Origin of the sequence: Streptomyces sp. NBC_00631, assembly GCF_045206895.1 — a bacterium.
Classification (GTDB): domain Bacteria; phylum Actinomycetota; class Actinomycetes; order Streptomycetales; family Streptomycetaceae; genus Streptomyces.
The window spans coordinates 9454090-9478400 of record NZ_CP107734.1; the positions used below are offsets into that span (position 1 = coordinate 9454090).

Annotated in this window: 18 protein-coding genes; 4 read left to right on the forward strand and 14 right to left on the reverse strand. The window is 71.8% G+C overall.

Annotation, left to right across the window (positions count from 1 at the left end):
• Positions 1-98 precede the first annotated feature (98 nt).
• The 9 genes from OHB00_RS42845 to tkt all read right to left on the reverse strand — a co-directional run bounded on the left by OHB00_RS42845 (position 99) and on the right by tkt (position 12294).
• On the reverse strand, positions 99-1964 hold the full coding sequence (locus tag OHB00_RS42845; protein ID WP_406443271.1) for a glycoside hydrolase: 1866 nt from the start codon (positions 1962-1964) through the stop codon (positions 99-101).
• Entirely contained in the window at positions 1961-3205 is a 1245-nt protein-coding gene (locus OHB00_RS42850; protein WP_406443273.1) for an ROK family protein, read from the reverse strand. Before OHB00_RS42850 ends, OHB00_RS42845 begins: the two co-directional genes overlap by 4 nt.
• A gap of 206 nt (positions 3206-3411) precedes the next feature.
• Positions 3412-4005: a histidine phosphatase family protein gene (locus OHB00_RS42855; RefSeq protein ID WP_406443274.1), complete on the reverse strand. Its 594-nt coding sequence runs from the start codon at positions 4003-4005 to the stop codon at positions 3412-3414.
• Positions 4006-4011: 6 nt separating this feature from the next.
• On the reverse strand, positions 4012-4890 hold the full coding sequence (gnd, locus tag OHB00_RS42860; protein ID WP_406443276.1) for a phosphogluconate dehydrogenase (NAD(+)-dependent, decarboxylating): 879 nt from the start codon (positions 4888-4890) through the stop codon (positions 4012-4014).
• 5 nt (positions 4891-4895) lie between these two features.
• On the reverse strand, positions 4896-6536 hold the full coding sequence (gene pgi, locus OHB00_RS42865; RefSeq protein ID WP_406443277.1) for a glucose-6-phosphate isomerase: 1641 nt from the start codon (positions 6534-6536) through the stop codon (positions 4896-4898).
• Entirely contained in the window at positions 6529-7464 is a 936-nt protein-coding gene (gene opcA, locus OHB00_RS42870; RefSeq protein ID WP_406443279.1) for a glucose-6-phosphate dehydrogenase assembly protein OpcA, read from the reverse strand. The genes pgi and opcA overlap by 8 nt, the downstream gene beginning before the upstream one ends.
• A complete protein-coding gene (zwf, locus tag OHB00_RS42875; protein WP_406443281.1) occupies positions 7461-9029 on the reverse strand; it encodes a glucose-6-phosphate dehydrogenase in 1569 nt (522 codons plus the stop codon). The genes opcA and zwf overlap by 4 nt, the downstream gene beginning before the upstream one ends.
• Complete coding sequence (gene tal, locus OHB00_RS42880; RefSeq protein WP_406443283.1) at positions 9029-10171, reverse strand: transaldolase; 1143 nt, start codon at positions 10169-10171, stop codon at positions 9029-9031. The genes zwf and tal overlap by 1 nt, the downstream gene beginning before the upstream one ends.
• 32 nt (positions 10172-10203) lie before the next feature.
• Complete coding sequence (gene tkt / locus OHB00_RS42885) at positions 10204-12294, reverse strand: transketolase (protein WP_406443285.1); 2091 nt, start codon at positions 12292-12294, stop codon at positions 10204-10206.
• A gap of 145 nt (positions 12295-12439) precedes the next feature.
• Between tkt and OHB00_RS42890 the strand changes: the two genes are divergently transcribed.
• Positions 12440-13336, forward strand: a complete 897-nt coding sequence (locus OHB00_RS42890; protein WP_406443287.1) for a helix-turn-helix domain-containing protein — start codon at positions 12440-12442, stop codon at positions 13334-13336.
• 55 nt (positions 13337-13391) lie between these two features.
• Here the strand turns inward: OHB00_RS42890 and OHB00_RS42895 are convergent, their stop codons facing one another.
• On the reverse strand, positions 13392-14801 hold the full coding sequence (locus tag OHB00_RS42895) for a glycoside hydrolase family 16 protein (protein ID WP_406443289.1): 1410 nt from the start codon (positions 14799-14801) through the stop codon (positions 13392-13394).
• Positions 14802-14988: 187 nt separating this feature from the next.
• On the reverse strand, positions 14989-16236 hold the full coding sequence (locus tag OHB00_RS42900) for an Ig-like domain-containing protein (RefSeq protein ID WP_406443291.1): 1248 nt from the start codon (positions 16234-16236) through the stop codon (positions 14989-14991).
• Positions 16237-16554: 318 nt separating this feature from the next.
• Between OHB00_RS42900 and OHB00_RS42905 the strand changes: the two genes are divergently transcribed.
• The 3 genes from OHB00_RS42905 to OHB00_RS42915 all read left to right on the forward strand — a co-directional run bounded on the left by OHB00_RS42905 (position 16555) and on the right by OHB00_RS42915 (position 21646).
• The gene (locus OHB00_RS42905; protein WP_406443293.1) at positions 16555-19224 is read left to right on the forward strand and encodes an FAD/NAD(P)-binding protein; all 2670 of its coding nucleotides are present in this window, start codon (positions 16555-16557) and stop codon (positions 19222-19224) included.
• A 245-nt stretch (positions 19225-19469) separates the two neighbouring features.
• Positions 19470-19679: a hypothetical protein gene (locus tag OHB00_RS42910; RefSeq protein WP_406443295.1), complete on the forward strand. Its 210-nt coding sequence runs from the start codon at positions 19470-19472 to the stop codon at positions 19677-19679.
• 179 nt (positions 19680-19858) lie between these two features.
• Entirely contained in the window at positions 19859-21646 is a 1788-nt protein-coding gene (locus OHB00_RS42915; RefSeq protein ID WP_406443296.1) for a sulfatase-like hydrolase/transferase, read from the forward strand.
• 37 nt (positions 21647-21683) lie between these two features.
• Here the strand turns inward: OHB00_RS42915 and OHB00_RS42920 are convergent, their stop codons facing one another.
• From OHB00_RS42920 to OHB00_RS42930, 3 genes are read right to left on the reverse strand one after another with little or no spacing between them, the layout of a single operon-like run.
• Positions 21684-23015, reverse strand: coding sequence for a lanthionine synthetase LanC family protein (locus tag OHB00_RS42920; RefSeq protein ID WP_406443298.1), 1332 nt, complete (start codon positions 23013-23015; stop codon positions 21684-21686).
• Positions 23016-23024: 9 nt separating this feature from the next.
• Complete coding sequence (locus OHB00_RS42925; RefSeq protein WP_406443299.1) at positions 23025-23798, reverse strand: IclR family transcriptional regulator; 774 nt, start codon at positions 23796-23798, stop codon at positions 23025-23027.
• Complete coding sequence (locus OHB00_RS42930; RefSeq protein ID WP_406446221.1) at positions 23795-24214, reverse strand: MarR family winged helix-turn-helix transcriptional regulator; 420 nt, start codon at positions 24212-24214, stop codon at positions 23795-23797. Before OHB00_RS42930 ends, OHB00_RS42925 begins: the two co-directional genes overlap by 4 nt.
• Positions 24215-24311 lie beyond the last annotated feature (97 nt).

A 24311-nucleotide genomic window follows, 5' to 3' on the forward strand; every position in this document is an offset into this window, starting at 1 on the left:
CCGGTTCGGGATGACGAACCGAAAGGAAAGCAGGGTGAGTTGAGGGCCGCCGGGTCAGGGAGTGGCCGGCGGCCCTCGGTTGGGGTGGTGCGGTGCGGTTACTGCCTGGCCCAGGCCTCGTTGCTGCCGCTGTTGCAGCTGTAGAGGATCACCTTGCTGCCGTCGGCGGTGGCCTGCCCGCTGACGTCCAGGCACTTGCCGGACGCCTCGCTGAGGATCTGCCCGTTGGCGTTCAGCAGCCAGCGTTGGCTCGCGTCACCGGTGTAGCCGGCGGTGGCCGTCAGGCCGGAACCCGACGCCGTCAGATAGCCGCCCGCGCCCTTCAGGGTGCCCTTGGCGTCGTACGACCACGACTGGTCCGCCGCGCCCGTGCAGGTGGCTATGGCGGCCCCGGAGGCGTCCGCCGTCAGGCACTTGCCGGACTGCTTGCCCGCCAGCGCGCCGGTCACGGCCGAACTCCCATGTCCCTTCTGGTCGAAGACGTACGTCGTGATGGAGCGGGCCGCCAGGGTCGCGGAGACCGTCCCCGCGCTCACCGACGGTTTCGCGACGTCGGCCCAGTCCTCGGTGGCCGATGTCCGCACCGCCTCCCTGGCCCGTACCGGTGTCGCGTTGTTGAAGTGCAGACTCAGCGGGGTGTCGGTGGTGTTCTGGTTGTTGACCACGACCACCCACTTGCCGTCGCTGTCGTACGCCGACACCTCGACCCCGTCCGGTGCGCCGGTCACGTTGTGCGCGACCGAGCCCGGCCTGACGAACTTGCTGTACTGGCCGAGCGCGTAGTACCGCTTGGTGAAGTACAGCGTCTGGTTGCCGTCGGTCGCGTAGTCGGGGTCGTAGTAGACCAGGCCGTCGTTCCAGCCGACGTCGTTCCTGGCGTAGGGGCCGGTGCCGTAGCCGCTGGCCAGCGCCACCCACCACTGGAAGGCCGAGTCGTGGGCGCTCGCGAAGTCCTTGTAGATGATCCGGGACAGCAGCAGGGCGTTGTCGATGGTCGGGTCGTACTCCTGGTTCCAGCCGGTCGAGCCCTTGCCGAAGCAGCAGATCTCCGAGGCCCAGGACTTCTGGCCGACCGTCCTCGACGTCTCGTAGACGTTGCCGAGCTGGCCGTCGCTGGGGTTGTTGTAGGTGTGGTGCGCCAGCGCGGAGACGTACTGCGCGGTGTCCGGCTGCGAGATCCACTGCGGGAGCTCGGAGACGAACTGGGTCGTCTGGCTGGACTCGTCGGCGATGATCGACGTCTTCTGGTGCCTGGCCTGCTGCTCGGCGCCGAGCGCCCGCACGATGTCGTCGCGTTGGTCGACGGTGACCTGCATGCCCTCCTGACCGCACGAACCGAAGTCGTTGTCCGGTTCGTTGAAGGGGCTGATGTAGTCCAGCCGCACGCCCTGGCCGGCGAAGTGGTCGGTGACGTCGGCGATGTAGTCGGCGTAGTCGGACTCGTTCTCCGCCTTCAGCCGGCCGCCGCAGCTCTGCCCGTTGGTGGTCCACTGGGCGGGCGCGCTGTTGACGAAGCCGATCAGGTCCTCGACACCGTACTTCGCGGCGTACTTGAGGAACGTCTGACCGCCCTTGTCCCTGCTCCAGTCGTAGGAGCCGTCGGAGTTCAGGAAGTCCTCGGCGGCGCGGGCCGGGGTGGTGACCGCGACCCCGCCGCCGCCGATGTTGTAGCGGTACGAGCTGAGGTCCAGGCCCTGCTTGGAGAAGAGCAGTTTCGCCACCCGGGCCTGGACCTTGGGGGAGAAGTGCTGGAGGTCGTTGACCCACCAGGCGCCCGAGGCGCCGATGTCGTCGATGGTCTGGGCGGCGTGCGGGGAGACCTCGGCGGCCACGGCGGCGCCGTCGGCCGCCGAGGCGGGCGGGACTGATATCAGGGGTCCGGCGACGGCCAGTGCGGCCGCGGCCGACAGGAGGACCGATCTGCTGCGGTGGGGGTGAGACACGTGCAACCCTTCCGTCGTCATGAAGGCGGTGCGGTACGGCTCCTTGCGGGGGTGGTGCGTTTCGGTGTCCTCTGTCCCACGGCCTGCAGGGCGCCCTCCAGCGCGAACGTGGCCGCGCCCAGGCAGACCGGGTCGGTGGGGACGGGGGAGAGGACGATCTCGGTGGCGGCGAACGGCCGCCGCAGCGCGTGCCGCCGGACGGCCTCGCGCACTTCGTCGAGCAGCGGTGCGCCCAGCTTCCTGGCGACCCAGCTGCTGAGCACGACCACTTCGGGGTTGTACAGGTTCACCAGGTCCGCGATGCCCGCCCCCAGGTAACGGGCCGTGTCGCGGACCACCTTGACCGCCACGGGGTCGCCCGCGGCGACCCCGTGGGTCAGGGCGTCGATGGTCGCCGTCTGGTCCTCGGGGTGCAACAGCGTGCTGCGCGGGCTGAGTTCGCGCAGGTTGAGCATGATCCCGGGGGCGCCGACGTATGTCTCGACGCAGCCGTGGTTGCCGCAGTGGCACAGCCGCCCGTCCAGCACGAGCGTCGTGTGGCCCCATTCGCCGGCGCTGTTGCTCACCCCGCGGTACAGCCCGCCGCCCAGCACCAGACCGGCGCCGACCCCGGTGCCGAGGTTCACCACCACGGCGTCCTCGCGTCCGCGCGCCGCCCCGAACCACAGCTCCGCCACCGCGCTCGCCCGCAGCGGGTTGTCCAGGTGGAGCGGGTAGGCGATGTGGCTGGAGAGCAGGTCGAGCAGCGGCACGTCGTGCCAGTCCCAGTTGGGCGCGTACTCGGCGATGCCGGTGGCCCGGTCCACCTGCCCCGGCACGCTCACCCCGACCCCCAGCACCCGCGCGCCCTCGATCCCGGCCTGGGCCACCACCGACCCGACGGCCGTGGCCACATGGGCGACCGCCTGCTCGGGGCGGCTCTCACCGGGGCGCATGTCCTCCACCGCGCGGGCCAGCACGTTCAGCCCCAGGTCGAACAGCTCCACCCGGACGTACGTCTCCGCCATGTCGACGCCGATCAGCGCGCCGCCCGAGGCGTTGACGGCGACGAGGCCGCGGGGGCGGCCGCCCGCCGAGTCCTCGAAGCCGACCTCCGTGATCATCCGCAGGTCGAGCAGTTCGCCGACGAGGGTGGCGACCGTGGCCACGCTCAGCCCGGTCGCGGCCGCCAGCGTCTGCCGTGAGGTGGGGGACTGGGCGATGATCTGGCGCAGCACCTCGTAGCGGTTCGCGGTGCGGATGTCACGCGATGTGCGCTTCACGCAGTTGCCCCTCCCATCCCGTCACGGCCGGGCCGGGGCGGACGACGGCACCGGCGCCGCGTCAGGCTATGGGCTTCGCGGGACTTTCGACAAGGGGTTAGGAAAGGGGCCGTAGAAACTTCCCGGTGCGGGCTGCCGGCGACTGCCTGGGGCCAATACGTCGAAACGGCCCGCCAGTTGTCACTGGCGGGCCGTCCCGAGGATTACTACGGCTGCTTGTTCCACTCGGTGATCACGGGCCACCCGTGCTCGGTGGACAGCCGGCTGACCGTCCCGGTCGCCAGCTGGAACAGCCTGCCCTCGGCGGGCGGCAGCCCCAGGCGGCGCGCGGTCAGCACGCGCAGGAAGTGGGCATGGGCCACCAGGATCACGTCGCCCGAGCCGGTGGTGAGCGCCCGCTCCACCTTCCTGAGCACCCGGTCGGCCCGCGCGCCGATCTGCTCCGGCGACTCGCCGGGGTGGCCCTGAGGGCCCGGCGGGACGCCGTCGGTCCACAGGTACCAGTCGGGGCGGGCGCGGTGGATCTCCGCCGTGGTGACGCCCTCGTAGCCGCCGTAGTCCCATTCGTGCAGGTCCGGGTCGGGCACGACCCCGGTCAGGCCGGCCAGTTCGGCCGTGCGTATCGCGCGGTCCAGCGGGCTGGACAGCGCCAGTGCGTAGGTCCGGTCGGTGAGGAGCGGGGCGAGGGACTTGGCCTGTTCCTCACCGTGCTGGGTGAGGGGCAGGTCCGTCCAGCTGGTGTGCTGTCCCGACAGGCTCCACTCGGTCTCACCGTGGCGGACCAGGAGCAGGTCCCCCACGGTGCACTACTCCTTCGACTCGACGGCGTGGCCGCCGAACTGGTTGCGCAGCGCCGCGATCATCTTCATCTGCGGGGAGTCGTCCTGGCGGGACGCGAACCGGGCGAAGAGCGAGGCGGTGATCGCGGGCAGCGGCACCGCGTTGTCGATGGCCGCCTCGACGGTCCAGCGGCCCTCGCCGGAGTCCTGCGCGAAGCCCTTCAGCTTGTCCAGGTGCTCGTCGTCGTCCAGGGCGCTGACCGCGAGGTCGAGCAGCCAGGAGCGGATGACGGTGCCCTCCTGCCAGGAGCGGAAGACCTCGCGGACGTTGTCCACGGACTTGACCTTCTCCAGGAGCTCCCAGCCCTCGGCGTACGCCTGCATCATGGCGTACTCGATGCCGTTGTGGACCATCTTGGAGAAGTGCCCGGCGCCGACCCTGCCGGCGTGGACATAGCCGTAGGGGCCTTCCGGCTTGAGCGCCTCGAAGATCGGGTGGAGCCGCTCGACGTGCTGCTTGTCGCCGCCGACCATCAGGGCGTAGCCGTTCTGCAGGCCCCACACACCGCCCGAGACACCGGCGTCGACGAAGCCGATGCCCTTGATGCCGAGTTCGGCGGCGTGCTTCTCGTCGTCCGTCCAGCGGGAGTTGCCGCCGTCGACCACCGTGTCACCCTCGGACAGCAGGTCCTTGAGCTCGTCGACGACGGACTGGGTGGCGTGGCCGGCCGGGACCATCACCCACACCGTGCGCGGCGCGTCGAGCTTCTCGACCAGTTCCTCAAGGGACTTGACGTCGGAGACGTCGGGGTTGCGGTCGTAGCCGATGACGGTGTGGCCTGCGCGGCGGATCCGCTCGCGCATGTTGCCGCCCATCTTGCCGAGGCCGATGAGTCCGAGCTGCATGTCATTCACTTCCTAAGCGTGCGGTACGTCGAGACGAGAGCGGTGGTGGACGGGTCGAGGCCGGGGACGGCAGCGCCCTCGGTGAGCGCGGGCTCGATGCGCTTGGCGAGCACCTTGCCCAGCTCCACGCCCCACTGGTCGAAGGAGTCGATGTCCCAGATCGCGCCCTGCACGAAGACCTTGTGCTCGTAGAGGGCGACGAGCTGGCCGAGGACCGACGGGGTCAGCTCGCGGGCCAGGATCGTGGTGGTGGGGTGGTTGCCCTGGAAGGTGCGGTGCGCCACCTGCTCCTCGGGGACGCCCTCCGCGCGGACCTCGTCGGCGGTCTTGCCGAAGGCCAGCGCCTGGGTCTGGGCGAAGAAGTTCGCCATCAGCAGGTCGTGCTGTGCCTTGAGTTCACCGCTCAGCTCGGCGACGGGCTCGGCGAAGCCGATGAAGTCGGCCGGGATCAGCTTGGTGCCCTGGTGGATCAGCTGGTAGTACGCGTGCTGCCCGTTGGTGCCGGGCGTGCCCCACACGACGGGGCCGGTCTGCCACCGCACCGGACGGCCGTCCCGGTCCACCGACTTGCCGTTGGACTCCATGTCCAGCTGCTGGAGGTAGGCGGTGAACTTGGAGAGGTAGTGCGAGTACGGCAGCACCGCGTGCGACTGTGCGTCGTGGAAGTTGCCGTACCAGACACCCAGCAGGCCCAGGAGCAACGGCGCGTTGGACTCGGCGGGGGCGGTGCGGAAGTGCTCGTCGACCAGGTGGAAGCCGTCGAGCATCTCGCGGAACCGGTCCGGGCCGATCGCGATCATCAGGGAGAGGCCGATCGCCGAGTCGTAGGAGTAGCGGCCGCCGACCCAGTCCCAGAACTCGAACATGTTGTCCGGGTCGATGCCGAACTCCGTGACCTTGCCGGCGTTCGTCGAAAGCGCCACGAAGTGCTTGGCCACCGCCTTCTCGTCGCCGCCCAGGCCGTCGAGCAGCCAGGTGCGCGCCGAGGTCGCGTTGGTGATCGTCTCGATCGTCGTGAACGTCTTCGACGCGACGATGAACAGGGTCTCCGCCGGGTCCAGGTCGCGGGTCGCCTCGTGCAGGTCGGCGCCGTCCACGTTGGACACGAAACGGAACGTCAACTCCCGTGCGGTGAACGCCCGCAGGGCCTCGTAGGCCATCGCCGGACCCAGGTCCGAGCCGCCGATGCCGATGTTGACGACGTTCCGGATGCGCCTGCCGGTGTGGCCGGTCCACTCACCGGAGCGGACGCGCTCGGCGAAGTCGCCCATCTTGTCGAGCACGGCGTGCACGGCCGGGACCACATCGACCCCGTCGACCTCGATCACCGCGTCGCGCGGGGCGCGCAGCGCGGTGTGCAGGACCGCCCGCCGCTCGGTGATGTTGATCTTCTCGCCGCGGAACATGGCGTCCCGCAGCCCGAACACGTCGGTGGCGGTGGCCAGTTCCTGGAGCAGGGCGAGGGTCTCGTCCGTGATCAGGTGCTTGCTGTAGTCGATGTACAGGTCGCCGACCCGTACGACGTACCGCTCGGCGCGCGCCGGGTCGGCCGTGAACAGCTCACGCAGGACCGGCCGGCCCTCGGCCCGGTGGTCCTCCAGGGCGGCCCACTCAGGCCGCCGGGTGAGCTCGGGGGTGTCAGACATGGGCGACGGTCTCCTTGGTGCCCTCGCCCCGAAGGGCGATGGCGTACATCTCGTCCGCGTCGAGGCGGCGCAGCTCCTCGGCGATCAGTTCGGAGGTGGGGCGGACCTTCAGAGCGAGGGTGCGCGGCGGCTGGCCCGGCAGGGTGAGGGTCGCGAGCGGGCCTTCGGGCCGGTCGATGACGATCTCACCGGTGGCGGTCCCGAGCCGTACCTTCGTGACGACCGGACCGGGCGAGACCACGCGGTCCACCTTGACCTTCAGCCGCGCCTCCAGCCAGCGGGCGAGGAGTTCGGCGCTGGGGTTGTCCGCCTCGGCCTCGACGGCCGCCGAGGTCACGTCGGCCCGGGCCTGGTCGAGGGCGGCGGCCAGCATGGACCGCCACAGGGTGAGCCGGGTCCAGGCGAGGTCGGTGTCACCGGGCGCGTAGTTGCGGGCGCGGGTCTCCAGGACCTGCATCGGCCGATCGACCGCGTACAGGTCGGTGATCCGGCGCTGGGCGAGCGCGCCCAGCGGGTCCTTGGACGGGGTGTCGGGGGCCTCCACCGGCCACCACACGACCACCGGGGCGTCCGGCAGCAGCAGTGGCAGGACGACGGAGTCGGCGTGGTCGGAGACCTCGCCGTACGTGCGCAGTACGACCGTCTCGCCGGTGCCGGCCTCGGAACCGACCCGTACCTCGGCGTCCAGGCGGGACGTGGTGCGGTCGCGCAGGGTCCGGGCGTGCCGCTTGATGACGACCAGGGTGCGCGAGGGGTGCTCGTGCGAGGCCTCCTCGGCGGCCTTGATCGAGTCGTAGGCGTTCTCCTCGTCCGTGACGATCACCATCGTCAGGACCATGCCCACGGCAGGGGTTCCGATGGCGCGGCGACCCTGCACCAGCGCCTTGTTGATCTTGCTTGCCGTGGTGTCGGTCAGGTCGATCTTCATGGCCTGCGCCAGCTCCGTCCGTCTCGTGCGAGCATCTCGTCGGCTTCCTGCGGTCCCCAGCTGCCCGACTCGTACTGTGCGGGCTTACCATGCTTTGCCCAGTACGTCTCGATCGGGTCGAGGATCTTCCAGGACTCTTCCACTTCCTGGTGACGAGGGAACAAATTGGCGTCGCCGAGCAGCACGTCCAGGATGAGCCGCTCGTACGCCTCCGGGCTGGACTCCGTGAACGACTCGCCGTACGCGAAGTCCATCGTCACGTCCCGGATCTCCATCGAGGTGCCCGGCACCTTGGAGCCGAACCGGACGGTCATGCCCTCGTCGGGCTGGACGCGGATGACGATCGCGTTGGCGCCGAGTTCCTCGGTGGCCGTGGAGTCGAACGGGGAGTGCGGGGCCCGCTTGAAGACCACCGCGATCTCCGTGACCCGGCGGCCCAGCCGCTTGCCGGTGCGCAGATAGAAGGGGACGCCCGCCCAGCGGCGGTTGTCGATGCCGAGCTTGACGGCCGCGTAGGTGTCGGTCTTCGACCGGGCGTCGATACCGTCCTCCTGGAGGTAGCCGATCACCTTCTCGCCGCCCTGCCAGCCCTCGGCGTACTGGCCGCGCACGGTGTGCCGGCCCAGGTCCTCCGGCAGCCGCACCGACTTCAGGACCTTCAGCTTCTCGGTGAGCAGCGCGTCCGCGTCGAACGCGATCGGCTCCTCCATCGCGGTGAGGGCCATCAGCTGGAGCAGGTGGTTCTGGATGACGTCACGGGCCGAGCCGATGCCGTCGTAGTAGCCGGCGCGGCCGCCGATGCCGATGTCCTCGGCCATCGTGATCTGCACGTGGTCGACGTACGACCGGTTCCAGATCGGCTCGTACATCTGGTTGGCGAAGCGCAGCGCCAGGATGTTCTGGACGGTCTCCTTGCCCAGGTAGTGGTCGATCCGGAACACCTGGTCCGGATCGAACACGTCGTGCACGACCGCGTTCAGGTCCTGCGCCGACGCCAGGTCGTGGCCGAACGGCTTCTCGATGACCGCCCGCCGCCAGGACCCCTTCGGCGGGGTGGCGAGGCCGACCTTCTTCAGCTGCTGCACGACCTTCGGGAAGAACTTCGGCGGCACGGAGAGATAGAACGCGAAGTTGCCGCCGGTGCCCCGGGAGCCGTCCAGCTCGTCGACGGCCGCCTTGAGCTGCTTGAACGCGGTGTCGTCGTCGAAGTCGCCGGGGATGAAGCGCATGCCCTCGGCGAGCTGCTGCCAGACCTCCTCCTGGAACGGGGTCCGGGCGTGCTCGCGCACCGCGTCGTGGACGACCTGGGCGAAGTCCTGGTCCTCCCAGTCCCGGCGGGCGAAGCCGACGAGCGAGAAGCCCGGCGGCAGCAGACCGCGGTTGGCCAGGTCGTAGACGGCCGGCATCAGCTTCTTGCGGGACAGGTCACCGGTCACCCCGAAGATGACCAGGCCCGACGGGCCCGCGACCCTCGGCAGCCGCCGGTCGCGCGCGTCGCGCAACGGGTTGTCCCAGTCGGCGGCGGGCACCACCGGCACCCGCACCTCCTTGGCGGTCTCGCTCATTACGCCTCAACTCCCTTGCTGTTCAGGGACTTCGTGACGGCGTCCAGCAGCTCCTGCCAGGCCACCTCGAACTTGGCGACGCCCTCGTCCTCCAGCTTGCCCACGACCTCGTCGTAGGAGACGCCCAGCCGCTCCACCGCCGCCAGATCCGCGTGGGCCTGCGCGTAGCCGCCGGTCACCGTGTCCCCATGGATGTCACCGTGGTCGGCGGTCGCGTTCAGCGTGCCCTCGGGCATGGTGTTGACGGTGCCGGGTGCCACCAGCTCGTCGACGTACAGGGTGTCCTTGTACGCGGGGTCCTTCACACCGGTGGAGGCCCACAGCGGACGCTGGCGGTTGGCCTGCGCGCCGGCGAGCGCGGTCCAGCGGTCGCCGGCGAAGACCTCCTCGTACGCCTCGTAGGCCAGCCGCGCGTTCGCCAGCGCGGCCTTCCCCTTCAGGGCCAGCGCCTCGTCCGTGCCGAGGACGGTCAGCCGCTTGTCGATCTCGGAGTCGACGCGCGAGACGAAGAAGGAGGCCACGGAGTGGATGGCGGCCAGGTCCAGGCCCTTGGCTGCGGCCTGCTCCAGACCGGACAGGTAGGCGGCCATGACCTCGCGGTAGCGGTCCAGGGAGAAGATCAGCGTGACGTTGACGCTGATGCCCTCGGCGATGACCGCGGTGATGGCGGGCAGACCGGCCCTGGTCGCCGGGATCTTGATCATCACGTTGGGGCGGTCGACCAGCCAGGCGAGCTGCTTGGCCTCGGCGACCGTGGCCGCCGTGTCGTGGGCGAGGCGGGGGTCGACCTCGATGGAGACCCGGCCGTCCCGGCCGTCCGTCGCGTCGTACACCGGGCGCAGCACGTCGGCGGCGGCCCGCACGTCCTGCGTGGTCATCATCCGCACGGCCTCCTCGACCGTGACGCCCCGCACGGCGAGGTCGGCGAGCTGGTCCTCGTAGCCCTCGCCGGAGCCGATGGCGGCCTGGAAGATCGAGGGGTTGGTGGTGACGCCCACGACGTTCTTCGTGGCGACCAGCTCGGCGAGGTTGCCGGTGCTGATCCGCTTGCGCGACAGGTCGTCCAGCCAGATCGAGACGCCCTCGTCGGAGAGGCGCTTGAGTGCTCCCGCGGTGGCGGTTGCTTCGGTCACAGTGATCATCTTCCTCTACTGAACTGTTTCTGGCTGGTCGATCAGGCGGTGCGGGCGGCGGCCAGGGACTCGCGGGCCGTGGCCGCCACGTTCCCGGGGGTGAAGCCGAACTCGGCGAACAGGGTGCCGGCGTCGGCGGAGGCGCCGAAGTGCTCCAGCGAGACGATCCGGCCGGCGTCGCCGACGAACCGGTACCAGGTCAGGCCGATCCCGGCCTCCACGGCGACCCGCGCCTTCACGGCCGGGGGCAGGACGCTCTCGCGGTACTCGCGGGGCTGCTCCTCGAACCACTCCACGGACGGCATCGACACCACCCGGGTGCCGATCCCCTCGGCCTCCAGGAGGTCACGGGCCTCGACGGCCAGGTGCACCTCGGAACCGGTGGCGATCAGGACCACCTCCGGGGTCTCGGTCGACGACTCGCGCAGCACGTAGCCGCCCTTGGCCGCGTCCGGGTTCGGCGCGTACGTCGGCACGCCCTGGCGGGTCAGCGCGAGCCCGTGCGGGGCGGGATGCGTGGCGTGCCTCTTCAGGATCTCGGCCCAGGCCGTCGCGGTCTCGTTGGCGTCGGCCGGGCGGACGACGTTCAGGCCCGGGATGGCGCGCAGCGCGGCCAGGTGCTCGACCGGCTGGTGGGTCGGGCCGTCCTCGCCCAGCCCGATGGAGTCGTGCGTCCAGACGTACGTCACGGGCAGCTGCATCAGCGCCGACATCCGCACGGCGTTGCGCATGTAGTCGGAGAACACCAGGAAGGTGCCGCCGTAGATCCGGGTGTTGCCGTGCAGGGCGATGCCGTTCATCTCGGCGGCCATCGAGAACTCACGGATGCCGAAGTGGACGGTACGGCCGTACGGGTTCGCCTCGGGCAGCGGGCTGCCCTTCGGCAGGAAGGAGGACGTCTTGTCGATGGTGGTGTTGTTGGAGCCCGCGAGGTCGGCGGAGCCGCCCCACAGCTCGGGCAGCACCGGGCCGAGCGCCTGGAGGACCTTGCCGGAGGCGGCGCGGGTGGCGACGGCCTTGCCCTCCTCGAAGACGGGGAGCTCCGATTCCCAGCCCTCGGGGAGCCGGCCGGCGACGACCCGGTCGAAGAGCCGCGCGTGCTCCTCGTTCCGGCCGCGCCATTCGGCGATGCGCTTGTCCCAGGCGGCGTGGGCCTCGGCGCCCCGGTCCAGGGCCCGGTGGGTGTGGGCCAGGACGTCGGCGTCGACCTGGAAGCTCTGCTCGGGGTCGAAGCCGAGGACGCGCTTGGTGGCGGCGACCTCGTCGGCGCCCAGCGCGGAGCCGTGGGAGGCCTCGGTGTTCCGGGCGTTCGGAGCGGGCCAGGCGATGACCGTGCGCATCGCGATGATGGACGGCCGCTCGGTCTCGCCCTGCGCCGCCTTGAGAGCCGCGTACAGGGCGTGGACGTCGACGTCGCCCTCGGCGGTGGGCTCGATGCGCTGGGTGTGCCAGCCGTAGGCCTCGTACCGCCCCAGCACGTCCTCGGAGAACGCGGTCGCGGTGTCGCCCTCGATGGAGATGTGGTTGTCGTCGTAGACGAAGACCAGGTTGCCGAGCTTCTGGTGGCCGGCCAGCGAGGAAGCCTCGGCGGAGACGCCCTCCTCCAGGTCGCCGTCGGAGACGATCGCCCAGATGGTGTGGTCGAAGGGGGAGGTGCCCTCGGGGGCCTCCGGGTCGAACAGGCCGCGCTCGTAGCGGGCGGCCATCGCCATGCCGACGGCGTTGGCGACGCCCTGGCCGAGGGGACCGGTGGTGGTCTCGACGCCGGCGGTGTGGCCGTACTCGGGGTGGCCGGGCGTCCTGGACCCGTGGGTGCGGAAGGCCTTGAGGTCGTCCAGCTCCAGCTCGTATCCGGCGAGGAACAGCTGGGTGTAGAGGGTGAGCGAGGTGTGCCCGGGAGAGAGGACGAAACGGTCCCGGCCGGTCCACTCGGGGTCGGCCGGGTCGTGTCGCATCACCTTCTGAAAGATCGTGTACGCGGCCGGGGCCAGGCTCATCGCGGTGCCGGGGTGCCCGTTGCCGACCCGCTGCACGGCGTCGGCCGCGAGAAGCCGCGCGGTGTCCACGGCCCGCCGGTCGAGGTCGGTCCACTCGAAGTCGTCGTCGAAGCCGGCTGATGTCTGCGTGCTCATCTTCAAGAAGTCCTTGTTCGAAGCGTTCTGGCTGGCCTGACGCGTTCAAAAGTAAAAGTCTGACTTTTAAGAAGGAAGGTCGGAGTGTGTCAGCCTGTGGTGAAAGTGGGACACGGATCTTCGACAGGGACGGCACGAGAAGGACATGGCGGACAGAACGCCCAACGGCGCAGATGACGGTGACGGAATCAGGACCTTCCCCTTCCCGGTGGATCTGAGCGTCGGCGGCGTCGGCATCCAGGTCGGCCCGATGGGGACCGAGCGCCTGTGGCACGCCGACGCCCCGCTGGAGCGCGTCCACCGCATCGACTTCCATGTCGTCATGCTCTTCAGCGAGGGCCCGGTCCGCCACATGATCGACTTCGCCGAGCACGAGGCCCGGGCCGGCGACCTGCTCTGGATCCGCCCGGGCCAGGTGCACCGCTTCTCGCGGTCCTGCGAGTACCGCGGAACCGTCCTGACCATGCAGCCCGGCTTCCTGCCGCGGGCCATCGTCGAGGCCACCGGTCTCTACCGCTACGACCTGCCGCCCCTGCTCCGCCCCGACCCGCCGCAACTGGCCGCGCTCCAGGCGTCGCTCGCCAACCTGCAGCGCGAGTACGAGGACACCGAGACCCTCCCCCTGAGCCTGCACACGTCGGTTCTACGGCACTCCCTCACGGCACTTCTCCTGCGCCTCGCCCACCTCGCGGCCAGTTCGGCCGAGGCGGTCCGCCGGCAGGCCGACACGACATTCACCCTTTTCAGGGACGCGGTGGAGAAGGACTTCGCCACCGAGCACAGCGTCAGCGCCTATGCCGACGCCCTCGGTTACTCCCGCCGCACCCTGGTCCGCGCGGTCCGCGCCGCGACCGGCGAGACCCCGAAGGGCTTCATCGACAAGCGGGTCGTCCTGGAGGCCAAACGGCTCCTCGCCCACACGGACCTCCCGATCGGCCGGGTCGGCGCGGCGGTCGGCTTCCCGGACGCGGCGAACTTCTCCAAGTTCTTCCATCTGCACACCGGACAGACCCCGGTGGCGTTCCGGGCGGAGCTGCGCTGACACGGCGGCGGCGCCGGAGGGGATCCCCTCCGGCGCCGCGTGCCCGACTCGCGTGTCAGTGACCGAAGTCGAACCAGTTCACGTTGACGAAGTCCGCCGACTGACCGCTGCTGAAGGTCAGATAGACGTCGTGGGTGCCCGTCACCGAGCTGATGTTCGCCGGGACCGTCGTCCAGGTCTGCCAGCCGCCGGTGTTGGCCACCGAGAAGCTGCCGATGGGGGAGTTGGAGGGGCTGTCCAGCCGGACCTGGACCAGGCCGCTCACCCCTGAGGCCGCGCCGCTCGCCACCCTCGCGTAGAACTGGGTGGCCGCCGTGGAACCGAAGTCGACGCCCTTGTACAGGGCCCAGTCGCCGTTGGTGACGTACCCGATGTCCTGGCCGCCACCGGTGTCGGTGGTGGTCTCGGCGGTCACGCCGGACTGGCTGTCGTACGACTCCGCCTGGATCGCGCTGTAGGCGTCACGGTTGCCGGACGGCGGGGTCGTGGTACCGCTCCCACTGGACGACAGCACCTGGACGTAGTCCACGAGCATCGGGTGCCCTGACTCCGTGCTGCTGGTCGGGCCGCCGCCGAACGCGGCCGGGAAGGCGCCGCCCATCGCCACGTTCAGGATGACGAAGAAGCCGTGGTTGGTGGCGTTGGCCCAGGTGGTGGCGTCCACCTGACTGGCGGTCACCGTCTGGTAGTTGACGCCGTCGACGTAGAAGCGGATCGCTTCGGGGCTGACCGAGCGGTCCCACTCCATGGTGTAGGTGTGGAAGCCGGACTGGCACGTGGTGTTCGGGCACGCCGTCGAATTGCCCAGGCCCGTCGTCTCGTTGCAGGGGCCGCCCGACGCCGTGCCGCAGTGCATGGTCGCCCAGGTCTTGTTGATGCCGTTGACGTTCTCCATGATGTCCAGCTCGCCGACGCTCGGCCAGTTCTGGTAGTTGCCGCGGTAGGGGGCGCCGAGCATCCAGAACGCCGGCCAGTAGCCCGCCGCCGCGTCGCCCGTGACGTTGGGCATCTGGATACGGGCCTCGACGCGCAGCTTTCCTCCCGCCGGGGGCTGGAAGTCGGTGCGCTGGGTCTCGATACGGCCCGAGGTCCAGTTGCCGGACGAGTCGCGGACCGGGGTGATCTTCAGATCGCCACTGCCGTCGAGGGCGACGTTGCTCGTGCTGCTGGTCATCGTCTCGACCTCGCTGGTGCCCCAGTTCGCGGGGCCTCCGGGATACGCCGTCCCGGTGTCGTACTGCCAGTTGGAGGTGTTGACGCCGGTGCCGGCCGAGCCGGTGAAGTCGTCCAGGAAGACCTGGCTCCAGCCGGACGGCACGCTGGGCGCCGAGGCGCTGGCGGGGAGGGTCGCGGTCGTGGCGGCCGCGACCGCCAGACCCATGGTGGCGAACGCGGCGAGCAGGGCGCGGCGCAGCGAGCGCCGCCGTCTGTGATCCGCAGCAGGTATACCGGAGGTTTCGCTCATGGGGGTGCCTCTCGGGTACGGAGGGGGTGCGCGGGTGTGCCTCTGAGAGCGCCAGGACTGACTGAGACTGGCTGAGAGCGCTCTCAAAGTGGGCCCAATGTGCTCTCCGTGCCTGCGGCCGTCAAGAGTTAAAACAAAGAATCTCCTTGTTTCCCCCGGGAGTTCACGCTCTGAAGCCGGCCGCTTGCTAGACCGCGCTGCCGGCCTTCCACTCCGCCCAGGACAGGTTCCAGCCGTTGAGGCCGTTGGAGGCCTCGACGGTCTTCTCGCCGGAGTTCTTGACGATCACCACGTCGCCGATCATCGAGCTCTCGTAGAACTTGTAGCCGTCGACCGAGGTGTCGCTCGCGCCCTTGGCGTCGTGCAGGCCGACGCAGCCGTGGCTGGTGTTCTCGTGGCCGAAGACCGACGTGGACGCCCAGTAGTTGCCGTGCACGAAGGTGCCGGAGGTGGTCAGGCGCTGGGCGTGCGGGACGTCGGAGATGTCGTACTCGTCGCCGAGGCCGACCGTGGAGGACTCCATCCGGGTCTGCTTGAACCGTTCGCTGATCACCATGATCCCGGACCAGGTGGTGTGCTGGGCGTTCCCGCCGGAGACCGGGTAGGTGGCGTAGGTGGCGCCGTCCCGCTTCACGACCATCTGCTTGGTCGACAGGTCGACCGTCGAGATCTGCTCGCGGCCGATGTGGAAGGTGACGTCCTTCGACTGCACGCCGTAGACGCCGTCCGAGCCCTCCACGTCCTTCAGCTTCAGGCTCAGCGTGATCTTGGTGCCCTTCGCCCAGTACGTCTCCGGGCGGAAGTCGAGCCGGGTGTCGCTGAACCAGTGCCCCACGATCTCGACCTCCGGCTCGGCGGTCACGGTGATCGCCTTCTGCACCGCTGCCCGGTCCTTGACCGCGTGCGTGAAGTTGATCGACACCGGCATGCCGACGCCGGACGTGGACTCCGCCTCGGGCGTGAAGTAGCCGATGAACGTCTCGCCGGGGGACTTCGTGGTGAAGGTGGCCACCGTCTCGTCGGTCGCGCCCTGCGCCTTCGCCGTCACCGTGTACTTCGTGCCGGAGTACGGGTTCTTCGCCGACGTCCACGTCGTCTTCGCGTCGTTGAAGGTGCCCGCCAGCGTCGACCCGTCGTTGCCCGCGACGGTCACGGAGGCCAGTGTGCCGTCGGTCACCGTGACCTCGACGGGTGTGCTGAAGTCGGCCTTCTTGGTGCCGGAGGCGGGGCTGACCGAGATCGTCGCCTTCTTGGTCGCGGACTTCGCGGAGGCCGTGGCACCTTTGCCGTCGGTGGCGGCCGAGGCGTCCGCGGAGGAACTGCATCCGGCCAGCGCGGCCCCTGCCGGCACCGCGCCGAGCGCGGCGAGGATCCCGCGCCGGGACCACTTCCCCGACTGCCGTCCGAACCGGTTCGATATGTGCTGGACGCCCACGACACGCCTTCCTGACTTGTCCACCTGTGCCAGGGCATCCTGCGCTCCGTGTATGGGTGGTTCCTTTGAATCGCGGGGGTGCTCGCTGAGATTCCGATGAGGAGCCGAGAGGTCACCCTGCGCGGTCGTGGTCAATCCCCTGCGGACCGGGGCGAGTCGGCCGGAACCCCGGTTGACCTGCCCACCGATCGTGAACAGAGTATGAACGCCCGACCGGCGGCCTGAGTTTCCGGTGAGATCGCCTTCCCGGCCTGGCTTCCCCACCTACCCGATCGGAACAGTGAAGAAGCAGCAAGCCGAATCCGCCGGAGGTATTCCGTGACCGACGTCCGCAAGCGGCACAGCGTGGCCATCGTGGGAGCAGGCGCGGCGGGCACCCTCACCGCCGTCCAGCTCTGCGAGACGGCGCACCGCCGCCGGACTCCGCTCGACCTCGTCCTGATCGACCCGGCCCCGGAGGCGGGCCGGGGCACCGCCTACGCCACCCGCGACCCCCGGCACCGGCTCAACGTGCCCGCCGCCAACATGAGCGCCTACCCGGACGACCCCGGGCACTTCGTGCGCTGGCTCTGCCGGCACGGCGAACCCACCGTCACCGGCGCCGACTTCGCCACCCGCTACCGCTACGGCGCGTACCTCGCCGACACCTTCGGCCAGGCCCTCGTCCGCGCCCACGGCACGGTCGCCGTGCGCCGGCTGCGCACCAGCGCGGAGAGCTGTACCGGCACCCCCGACGGCCGGGTGGAACTCCACCTCGCCGAGGGGGGACCCCTGCCGGTGGACAGCGCGGTCCTTGCCACCGGCCCCGCCGGGGCGAGGGCCGGCTGGGCCCCGCCCGCCCTGCGCGCCTCGCCCCGGTTCATCGGCGCCCCATGGGCACCGGGCGCCCTGGACGCCGTACGGGACAGCCCCGAGGACATCCTCCTGGTGGGCACCGGCCTGACCGCCGTCGACCTCGCCCTCACCCTCGACCGCCCCGGCCGCACCGTGCACGCCCTCTCCCGCAGCGGACTGCTGCCCCAGCCGCACGCCCTCGGCCCGGCCGGCGCCATGCCCGCCCCCGACGACCTCGACGACACCTCGCTCGGCCGGCTCCGGCGCGCGGTCTACCGCCATGTGAGCCGCTCCGTGCGCACCCACGGCGACTGGCGCCCCGGCCTGGACAGCCTCCGCCCGCACACCGCCCGGCTGTGGCGCAGCCTCCCCCCCGAGGAGCGCGAGGAGTTCCTGGCCCGTGAGGGCGCCCTGTGGAACACCCACCGCCACCGGATGGCCCCCGCCACCGCCGAACACGTCTCCCGCGCCCGCACCGCGCGACGCCTGCACGTCCACACCGGCTCGGTGGTGCGCGTCACGGCCGCCGAAACCGGCTCGCTCACCGTCGAGTTGTCCAACGGGCATGTGCTGCACACCGGTTGGGTGATCGACTGCACCGGCCCGGGCCGCCGCCTCGACACGCCCCTGTGGCAGGCCCTGTTCACCACCGGTCTCGCCGTCCCCGGCCCGCTGGGCATGGGCGCGGCCACCCACGACGGCCGGCTCCTCGACGCGCGGGGCCGGGCCGCGCTGCCGCTCTTCACCCTGGGCGCCCCGCGCCGGGGCGAACTGTGGGAGACCACGGCGATCCCCGAGATCCGCGTCCAGGCGGCCGAGCTGGCCCGGCTGCTGCTGCCGCTCCCGGAGCGGCGGCGGGGCTCGCGGCGGCCGGTGGACGGCCACGGGCTGCCCCTGTCCACCCACGCCGAGGCGGCCGCCGCCTACCGCGGCGGACTCGACCGGGTCCTCAAGGTGCGCTCCGGCGCCGAGGACGCCTTCGCCCGCGCGGTCGCCCTCGACCCCGGCTTCGCCCTCGGACACGCGGCCCTCGCCCTGCTGGGCCACGAGTGCGCCGCCGCGGTCGACGTGCCCCGCGCCCTCGCCGACGCCCAGCGCAGCGCCCGCGAACGCGCGGACGAACGCGAGCGGTCCTTCGTGGACGTGATCACCCGCCGGGTGACCGGCGACGACGGCGACGAGGCCCTCGTACGGCATCTGCGGGAGCACCGCGGTGACGCGCTGGCGCTCGCGGCGGCCGTCCCGACCATCGCGTTCTCCGGGGTCAGCGACCTCCAGGACGACGACGCCCTGCGGCTGCTCGACCTGACCTCGCCCGCGTACGACGGTCACTGGTTCCACACCTCGCTGCTGGCCTTCCTGCGCCAGGAGCAGGGGCGGCTGCACGAGGCGGGCGAACTCGCCCACCGGGCGCTGGCCGTCGAGCCGGCCTCCGGACACGCGGTGCACGCCCTGGCACACGTCCACTACGAGTCGGGGGCGCACGAGGCGGGCCGGGACTGGCTCGACGGGTGGGTGTCCGGACGCGGCCGGGGCGCGGTGCACCGGGCGCACTTCTCCTGGCACATCGCCCTGCACGAACTCGCCCTCGACGACCCGGCCGCCGTCCGCAGACGGTGGTTCGCGCAGCTCGCGCCGGGCCGGGTGGTGAGCGGGGTGCGAGCCCTGGTCGACTCCGGATCACTGCTGTGGCGGGCCCGGATGAGCGACAGCTGGCGGGGGGACTTCCCCGTCGCGGGGGTTCTGGAGGCGGTGGAACGCGACGTACTGGAGCGGCCGCAGACGGCGTTCACCGCCCTGCACGCGGCCGTCGCCCTCACCGCCGCCGGGGATCTGGCGGCGCTGCGCCGCCTGCGCGACCACGCCGCCGACGCCGACGAGGTGCAGCGCGAGATCGTCGCTCCGCTGTGCGAGGCGTTCGCCGCGCTCGTCGAGGAGCGCTTCCACGAGGCGGCCCGGGGGCTGGACGCGCTGCTGCCGGTGCTGCGCCGGGTCGGCGGCAGCGCGGCCCAGCGGGAGGTCGTCGAGGAGACGTTGCTGTACGCCCTGGTCGCGGCCGGCCGCTGCGACGCCGCCCGGCGCCTGCTGGACACCCGGCTGGACCGCAAACCCGCGCCGCGGGACCGGCGGTTGCGCGCGGCGCTGCCCACCTGAGCCACCGGCCCGGTCCCCGTCCCCGCCGGGCAACAGGCGGCGACGGGGACCGCAGCGCGAGCGGGACTTCGCGGCGGACGCAACCGCTGCACACGGCCGCCCCGACGCCGAAGGAGAGGAGGCGCACGGACTCGTCACAGGCGTCCGGCCACCGCTTCACGACCGCGCTGGACACCGCCTGCCCCGGCGTCCCGGCCTCGTCTGCTCCGACGACTCCCGTGGCGGCGACCGTGGCGCGGAGGTCTATGGCGGCGTCGCCCCGTCCTGGCTCAACCCGCCGCTTCCGCCGCAGGCCGGAAGCGCTGCGCGCCGTCGACGGGGTCCGGGCGCTGCGGGCCGACCCCGCGCTGCGCCCCACCGGGGCAAGCGCCCCCGAGGACCGGGGCAGGCCCGTGGCACTGCCCCTGCTCGTCGTCCATGCGATGTCGGCGCTCGCGCTGTTCGTGTTCGGCTGACCGGCGCGCGGACTGCGCGCACCCGCAGTCGCCCGGCCACCCGGAACGGACACCCCGGGCCCGGTGCGAGAGCCTCCACCATGTGATCCTTCTGATGCCGTGGAACGGGAACCTCACACACCGGGATTCCCTCTCACTGGTCGAAGCAGAGCGTTCGCAGCGCACACCGGGGGATCCGTATGCCCAGCCGCCGCCGATTCCTCACCGGGGCCGCCGCCGCGCCCGTCGCGCTCGCGGCGGTCACGGGGTGCGAGGACGGGGACGAGGCACAGCCGGCCGCCGGGCAGTCCCGGCACACCGTCGCACCCGCCGTGGCGGCACCGGCCGCGCGGCACCCGTCCGACCGGCTCAACTTCGTCGTGATCATCGCCGACGACCTCGGCTACGGCGAACTCGGCTCCTACGGCCAGCAGCTGATGCACACCCCGCGCCTGGACACCCTCGCCGCCGAGGGCCTGCGCTTCACCCAGGCCTACGCGGCCGCCCCGGTGTGCGCGCCGTCGCGCTGCTCGCTCCTCACCGGCCTGCACGGCGGACACGCGACCGTGCGCACCAACCCCTGGGGCCCCGGCGGCCAAGGCGCCCTCACCGACCGGGACTTCACGTTCGCCGAGGCGCTCAGGGCGCTCGGCTACCGCACCGGCCTGCTCGGCAAGTGGGGCTTCGGCCCCAACGCCCCGGACCAGCCGAGCCACCCCAACGCGCGTGGTTTCGAGGAGTTCTACGGCTACCTCACCCACCACCACGCCCACGACTACTTCCCCGACTACCTGTGGCACAACGGCACCCGCGAGGAGATCCCGGCCAACAAGGACGGTGCCCAGCGGGTCTACGCCCCCGACCTCATCTCCGAACGCGCCCTCGGCTTCCTCCACACCCACCGCGACGAGCCGTTCCTGCTCTACCTCGCCCCGACCGTGCCGCACGCCCCCAGCAAGGACCCGCACGTCGGCGTGTACGCCGACCGCCCCTGGACCGGGCCCGACAAGCGGCACGCGGCCCAGGTCACCACCTTCGACACCCTCGTCGGCGACGTGACCGACAAGCTCACCGCGCTCGGCCTCGCCGACCGCACCGTCGTCCTCGTCTCCAGTGACAACGGGCCGCACGAGGAAGCCGGCACCGACCCCGACCTCTTCGACGGCAACGGCCCGTTGCGCGGCTACAAGCGGAACCTGTACGAGGGCGGCATCCGCGTCCCGTTCATCGCCTGGTCGCCGCGGCACGTCAAGGCCGGCACCACCGACCGGCCCACCCCGCTCACCGACCTGCTGCCCACCCTCGCCGACCTCGCCGGCGCGCCCGCCCCCGCCGACCTCGACGGCCTCTCCATCGCCCCGCTCCTGCGCGGCTCGGCCGATGCCGCCCGCCACGACAGCCTCTACTTCTACCGCAACCACGACGGCGTCACCGCCCGCCAGGACGCCGCCGACCACGGCCGCGGCGACCGGGCCGCCGAAGCACTGCGGCACGGTGACCTCAAGGCGATCCGGTTCGCGCCCGGTCAGGACCGCCGGGCCCCGGACGACCAGTGGGACGTGGAGCTGTACGACCTCGCCCGGGACCCCGGCGAGGAGCACGACCTCGCCGCCGCCCGGCCCGCCCGGGCGGACGCGCTGGTGCAGCTGATGCACGCGTCATGGGCGCCGGTGTACCCGCGCAGGCCCTTCGGCGTGACCCTCGAAGTCGGCGGCCGAGGAACGGAGTTCACGGTCACCACCACGCTCGCCAACGGCTCCGGCCGCGCTTGGAACGCCGTCCGGCTCACCCTCGACACCCCGAGCGGCTGGGCGGCCCACGCCCGGGACGCCGCCGGCGCGCCCCGCCTGGACCCCGGCGAACGCCTCACGGTCCGCTGGCGGGTCGTCCGCCCGCAGGTCTCCACCGCCACGACGCTCACCTGCCGGGGCACCGCCCACCACGGGGGCGGCGAGGTGACCTACACGGCGACGGCGGCGATCGGCTGACGCCACCGCCCCCTCGGCAGCTGCCGCGCGGGGCCCGTCACGACGGCTGCTGACCGCGCACCCGGGCCGGCACCGCCCACCACTGGTCCGGGCGGTCCACCACCGGCGCGTCCGGACCGGTGTCGAGGTACCGGGCGAGGCGCAGCAGGTACGCCGCCATGCCCGCCGCGCCCTGCATCCACGACGTGCCCGGCGGCAGCAGCGGAGTGTCGATGCGGTACTCCACGAACCGCCAGCGGGCGCCCGCCGCGTCCCTCACCGCGCGCTCCACCAGCGCGTCGCCCATCCGCAGGGCGGCACTCACCAGCGTGTCCGCCCTCGGCGTCCCCGCGCAGTCCTGGGCCGCGTCCAGCAGGACGTCCCCGACCCCCGCGGTGCCGCAGCAGCGGCCGTCGTTGTCCCAGAACCCGGGGCGCAGGCGCTCCGGGAGTCCCGAGGCGAGGACCGAGGCCAGGCAGCGCTGCCGCAACTCGTCGACGCCGTGCCCCGCCACCTCGTCGACGCCCGCGTGCGCCAGTGCCGTGAACAGGTGCGAGGTGCCCGCCGGGCCGTGACACCAGGTGTACGTCACCGGTTCCACCTCCCGTTTCGACGGCGGGATCGTGTGCGGGACGACGAAGCCGCCGTCCGCGAGCGAGCCCATGGCCAGCACGTGCCGGGCCCCCGCCACGGCGGCCGAGACGAAGTCCTCGCGGTGCAGCGCCGCGCCCGCCACCGCCAGCGCGGCGGCCACTCCGGCGGTGCCGTGCGAGTAGTTCGGGCATCGCCAGTCCAGGCTCGGCGAGATCCCCCAGTCCAGGCCCGCCTCCGTGCGGTCGGCCATCCGCAGCAGGGCCTCGCCGCCGGTCGTCGCGAGCGGTTCCGCGTACTCGCCGCCCGCCCAGACCGCGGTCATGACCACGCCCGCGACGCCCATGATGATGTCGGTGAGGGGCGCGTCGGAATCCGGCACGATCGTGGTGGTGGTCCGCCAGCCCTCCGGAGTCGCGAGCTCGGCCAGCCGCCGCAGCACGACCGCCTCGCTGCCGGGGGCGAGGAGCCGCAGCGCCGTGGCATGGCCCGCCAGGCCGAGATAGAGCGAGGATTCCGTCACGGCGGGTGCCTGTGCCGACAGGCGGTTCACGATCCCGGTCGCCAGGGCCTGTTCCGGCTCGCTCAGTGCCCGGTACCGCGCGATCTCCGCCAGCACCGGGGCCAGGCCCGCGATGCCCGAGTACAGCGAGTCCCGGTCCTCCCCGGGCGCGGGGTCCCCGGTGTCCTCCTCCGGCACCGACTCCGGCAGCCAGGGACCCTCGTCGTCCCGCACCAGCCCCAGCACCCACGTCCAGGCGGCTTCGCCCAGCTCCCGGTACACCTCGCTCGCCGTCACCCGGTCACGCTACACGGCCTGGCCCGGCGTCCGGTCCGGCTGCCAGCCCAGCGCCCGGGAGATCCCGCGGGCCGCCAGCCGCACCGCCGGGACCAGCACCGGCACCTGGGCATCGGCCTCGGGCACCACCACCGAGACCGCCGCCACCACCTGTCCCGTCGCCCCGCGCACCGGAGCCGCCACCGACAGCGCGTCGTCGGTGACCTGACGGCTGCTCACCGCCGCACCGGTGCGCCGGACCTCGGCCAGCGAACGGCGCAGCCTGGCCGGATCGGTGACGGTGTAGGGCGTGAAGGACGCCAACGGGCCAGCGCAGTAGTCCTGCTGGAAGCCGGGCGTCTCGTGCGCCAGCAGGGCGAGCCCCACCCCGGTCGCGTGCAGTGGCCAGCGGGCGCCCACCCGGATGTGCACGCCCACCGCCGAACGCCCCGACAGCCACTCGATGTAGACGACCTCGGACCCGTCCCGGACGGCCAACTGCACGTTCTCGTGCGTCGCTTCGTACAGGTCCTCCAGGTACGGCAGCGCGACCTGACGCAGCGCCAGACCGCGTGGCGCCAGCGCGGCCAGCTCCCAGAGCCGCAGCCCCACGTGGTAGTTGCCGTCCGCGTCCCGCTCCAGCGCGCCCCATGCGGTGAGCGCCCCGACCAGCCGGTGCGCGGTGGTCAGGGAGAGCCCGGCCCGGCGGCTGATGCCGGACAGGCTCAGCGCCGTGTGCCCGTGGTCGAAGGCGGCCAGGACCGCCAGCAGCCGGTCGGGTGCCGAGCGGGCGACGGCGGTCATGGCCGGTCGGCGACGCGCAGCAGCAGGGCGTGCAGCGTGGCCCGCTCGGCCGGGTCGAGCGGGCCCAGCAGATCGTTCGTCACGCGCTGGCCCGCCTCGTCGGTGTCCCGCAGGAACGCCCGGCCGGTGTCGGTCAGGACGACGATCCGGCTGCGGCGGTCGTCGGGGGAGGGGCGCCGCTCGGCGAAGCCCAGCTTCTCCAGGTCGTCGACCAGGCCGACGATCGCGCTCGGGTCGTAGCCGAGCCGGGTGCTGAGCTCCCGCTGGAGCGAGCCCTCCGAAGTGGCGAGGAACCGCAGCACCGCGTAGTGGCGCAGCCGCACCCCGGACTCCTGCAGGAACGTGTTGAAGAGCTGCCCCGAGCGCAGGCCCAGGCGGTACAGCAGGTAACCCGTGTCCGCGTGCAGCCCGCGCATCCACGGCTCGTCCGCGTCGATCGAGGTCGGGTTCTCGGTGTGCTGGCGGGTGATGGCGGTCTCCCTGCTACGGGCCCCGGCGGCGGGGCGGTCTGTC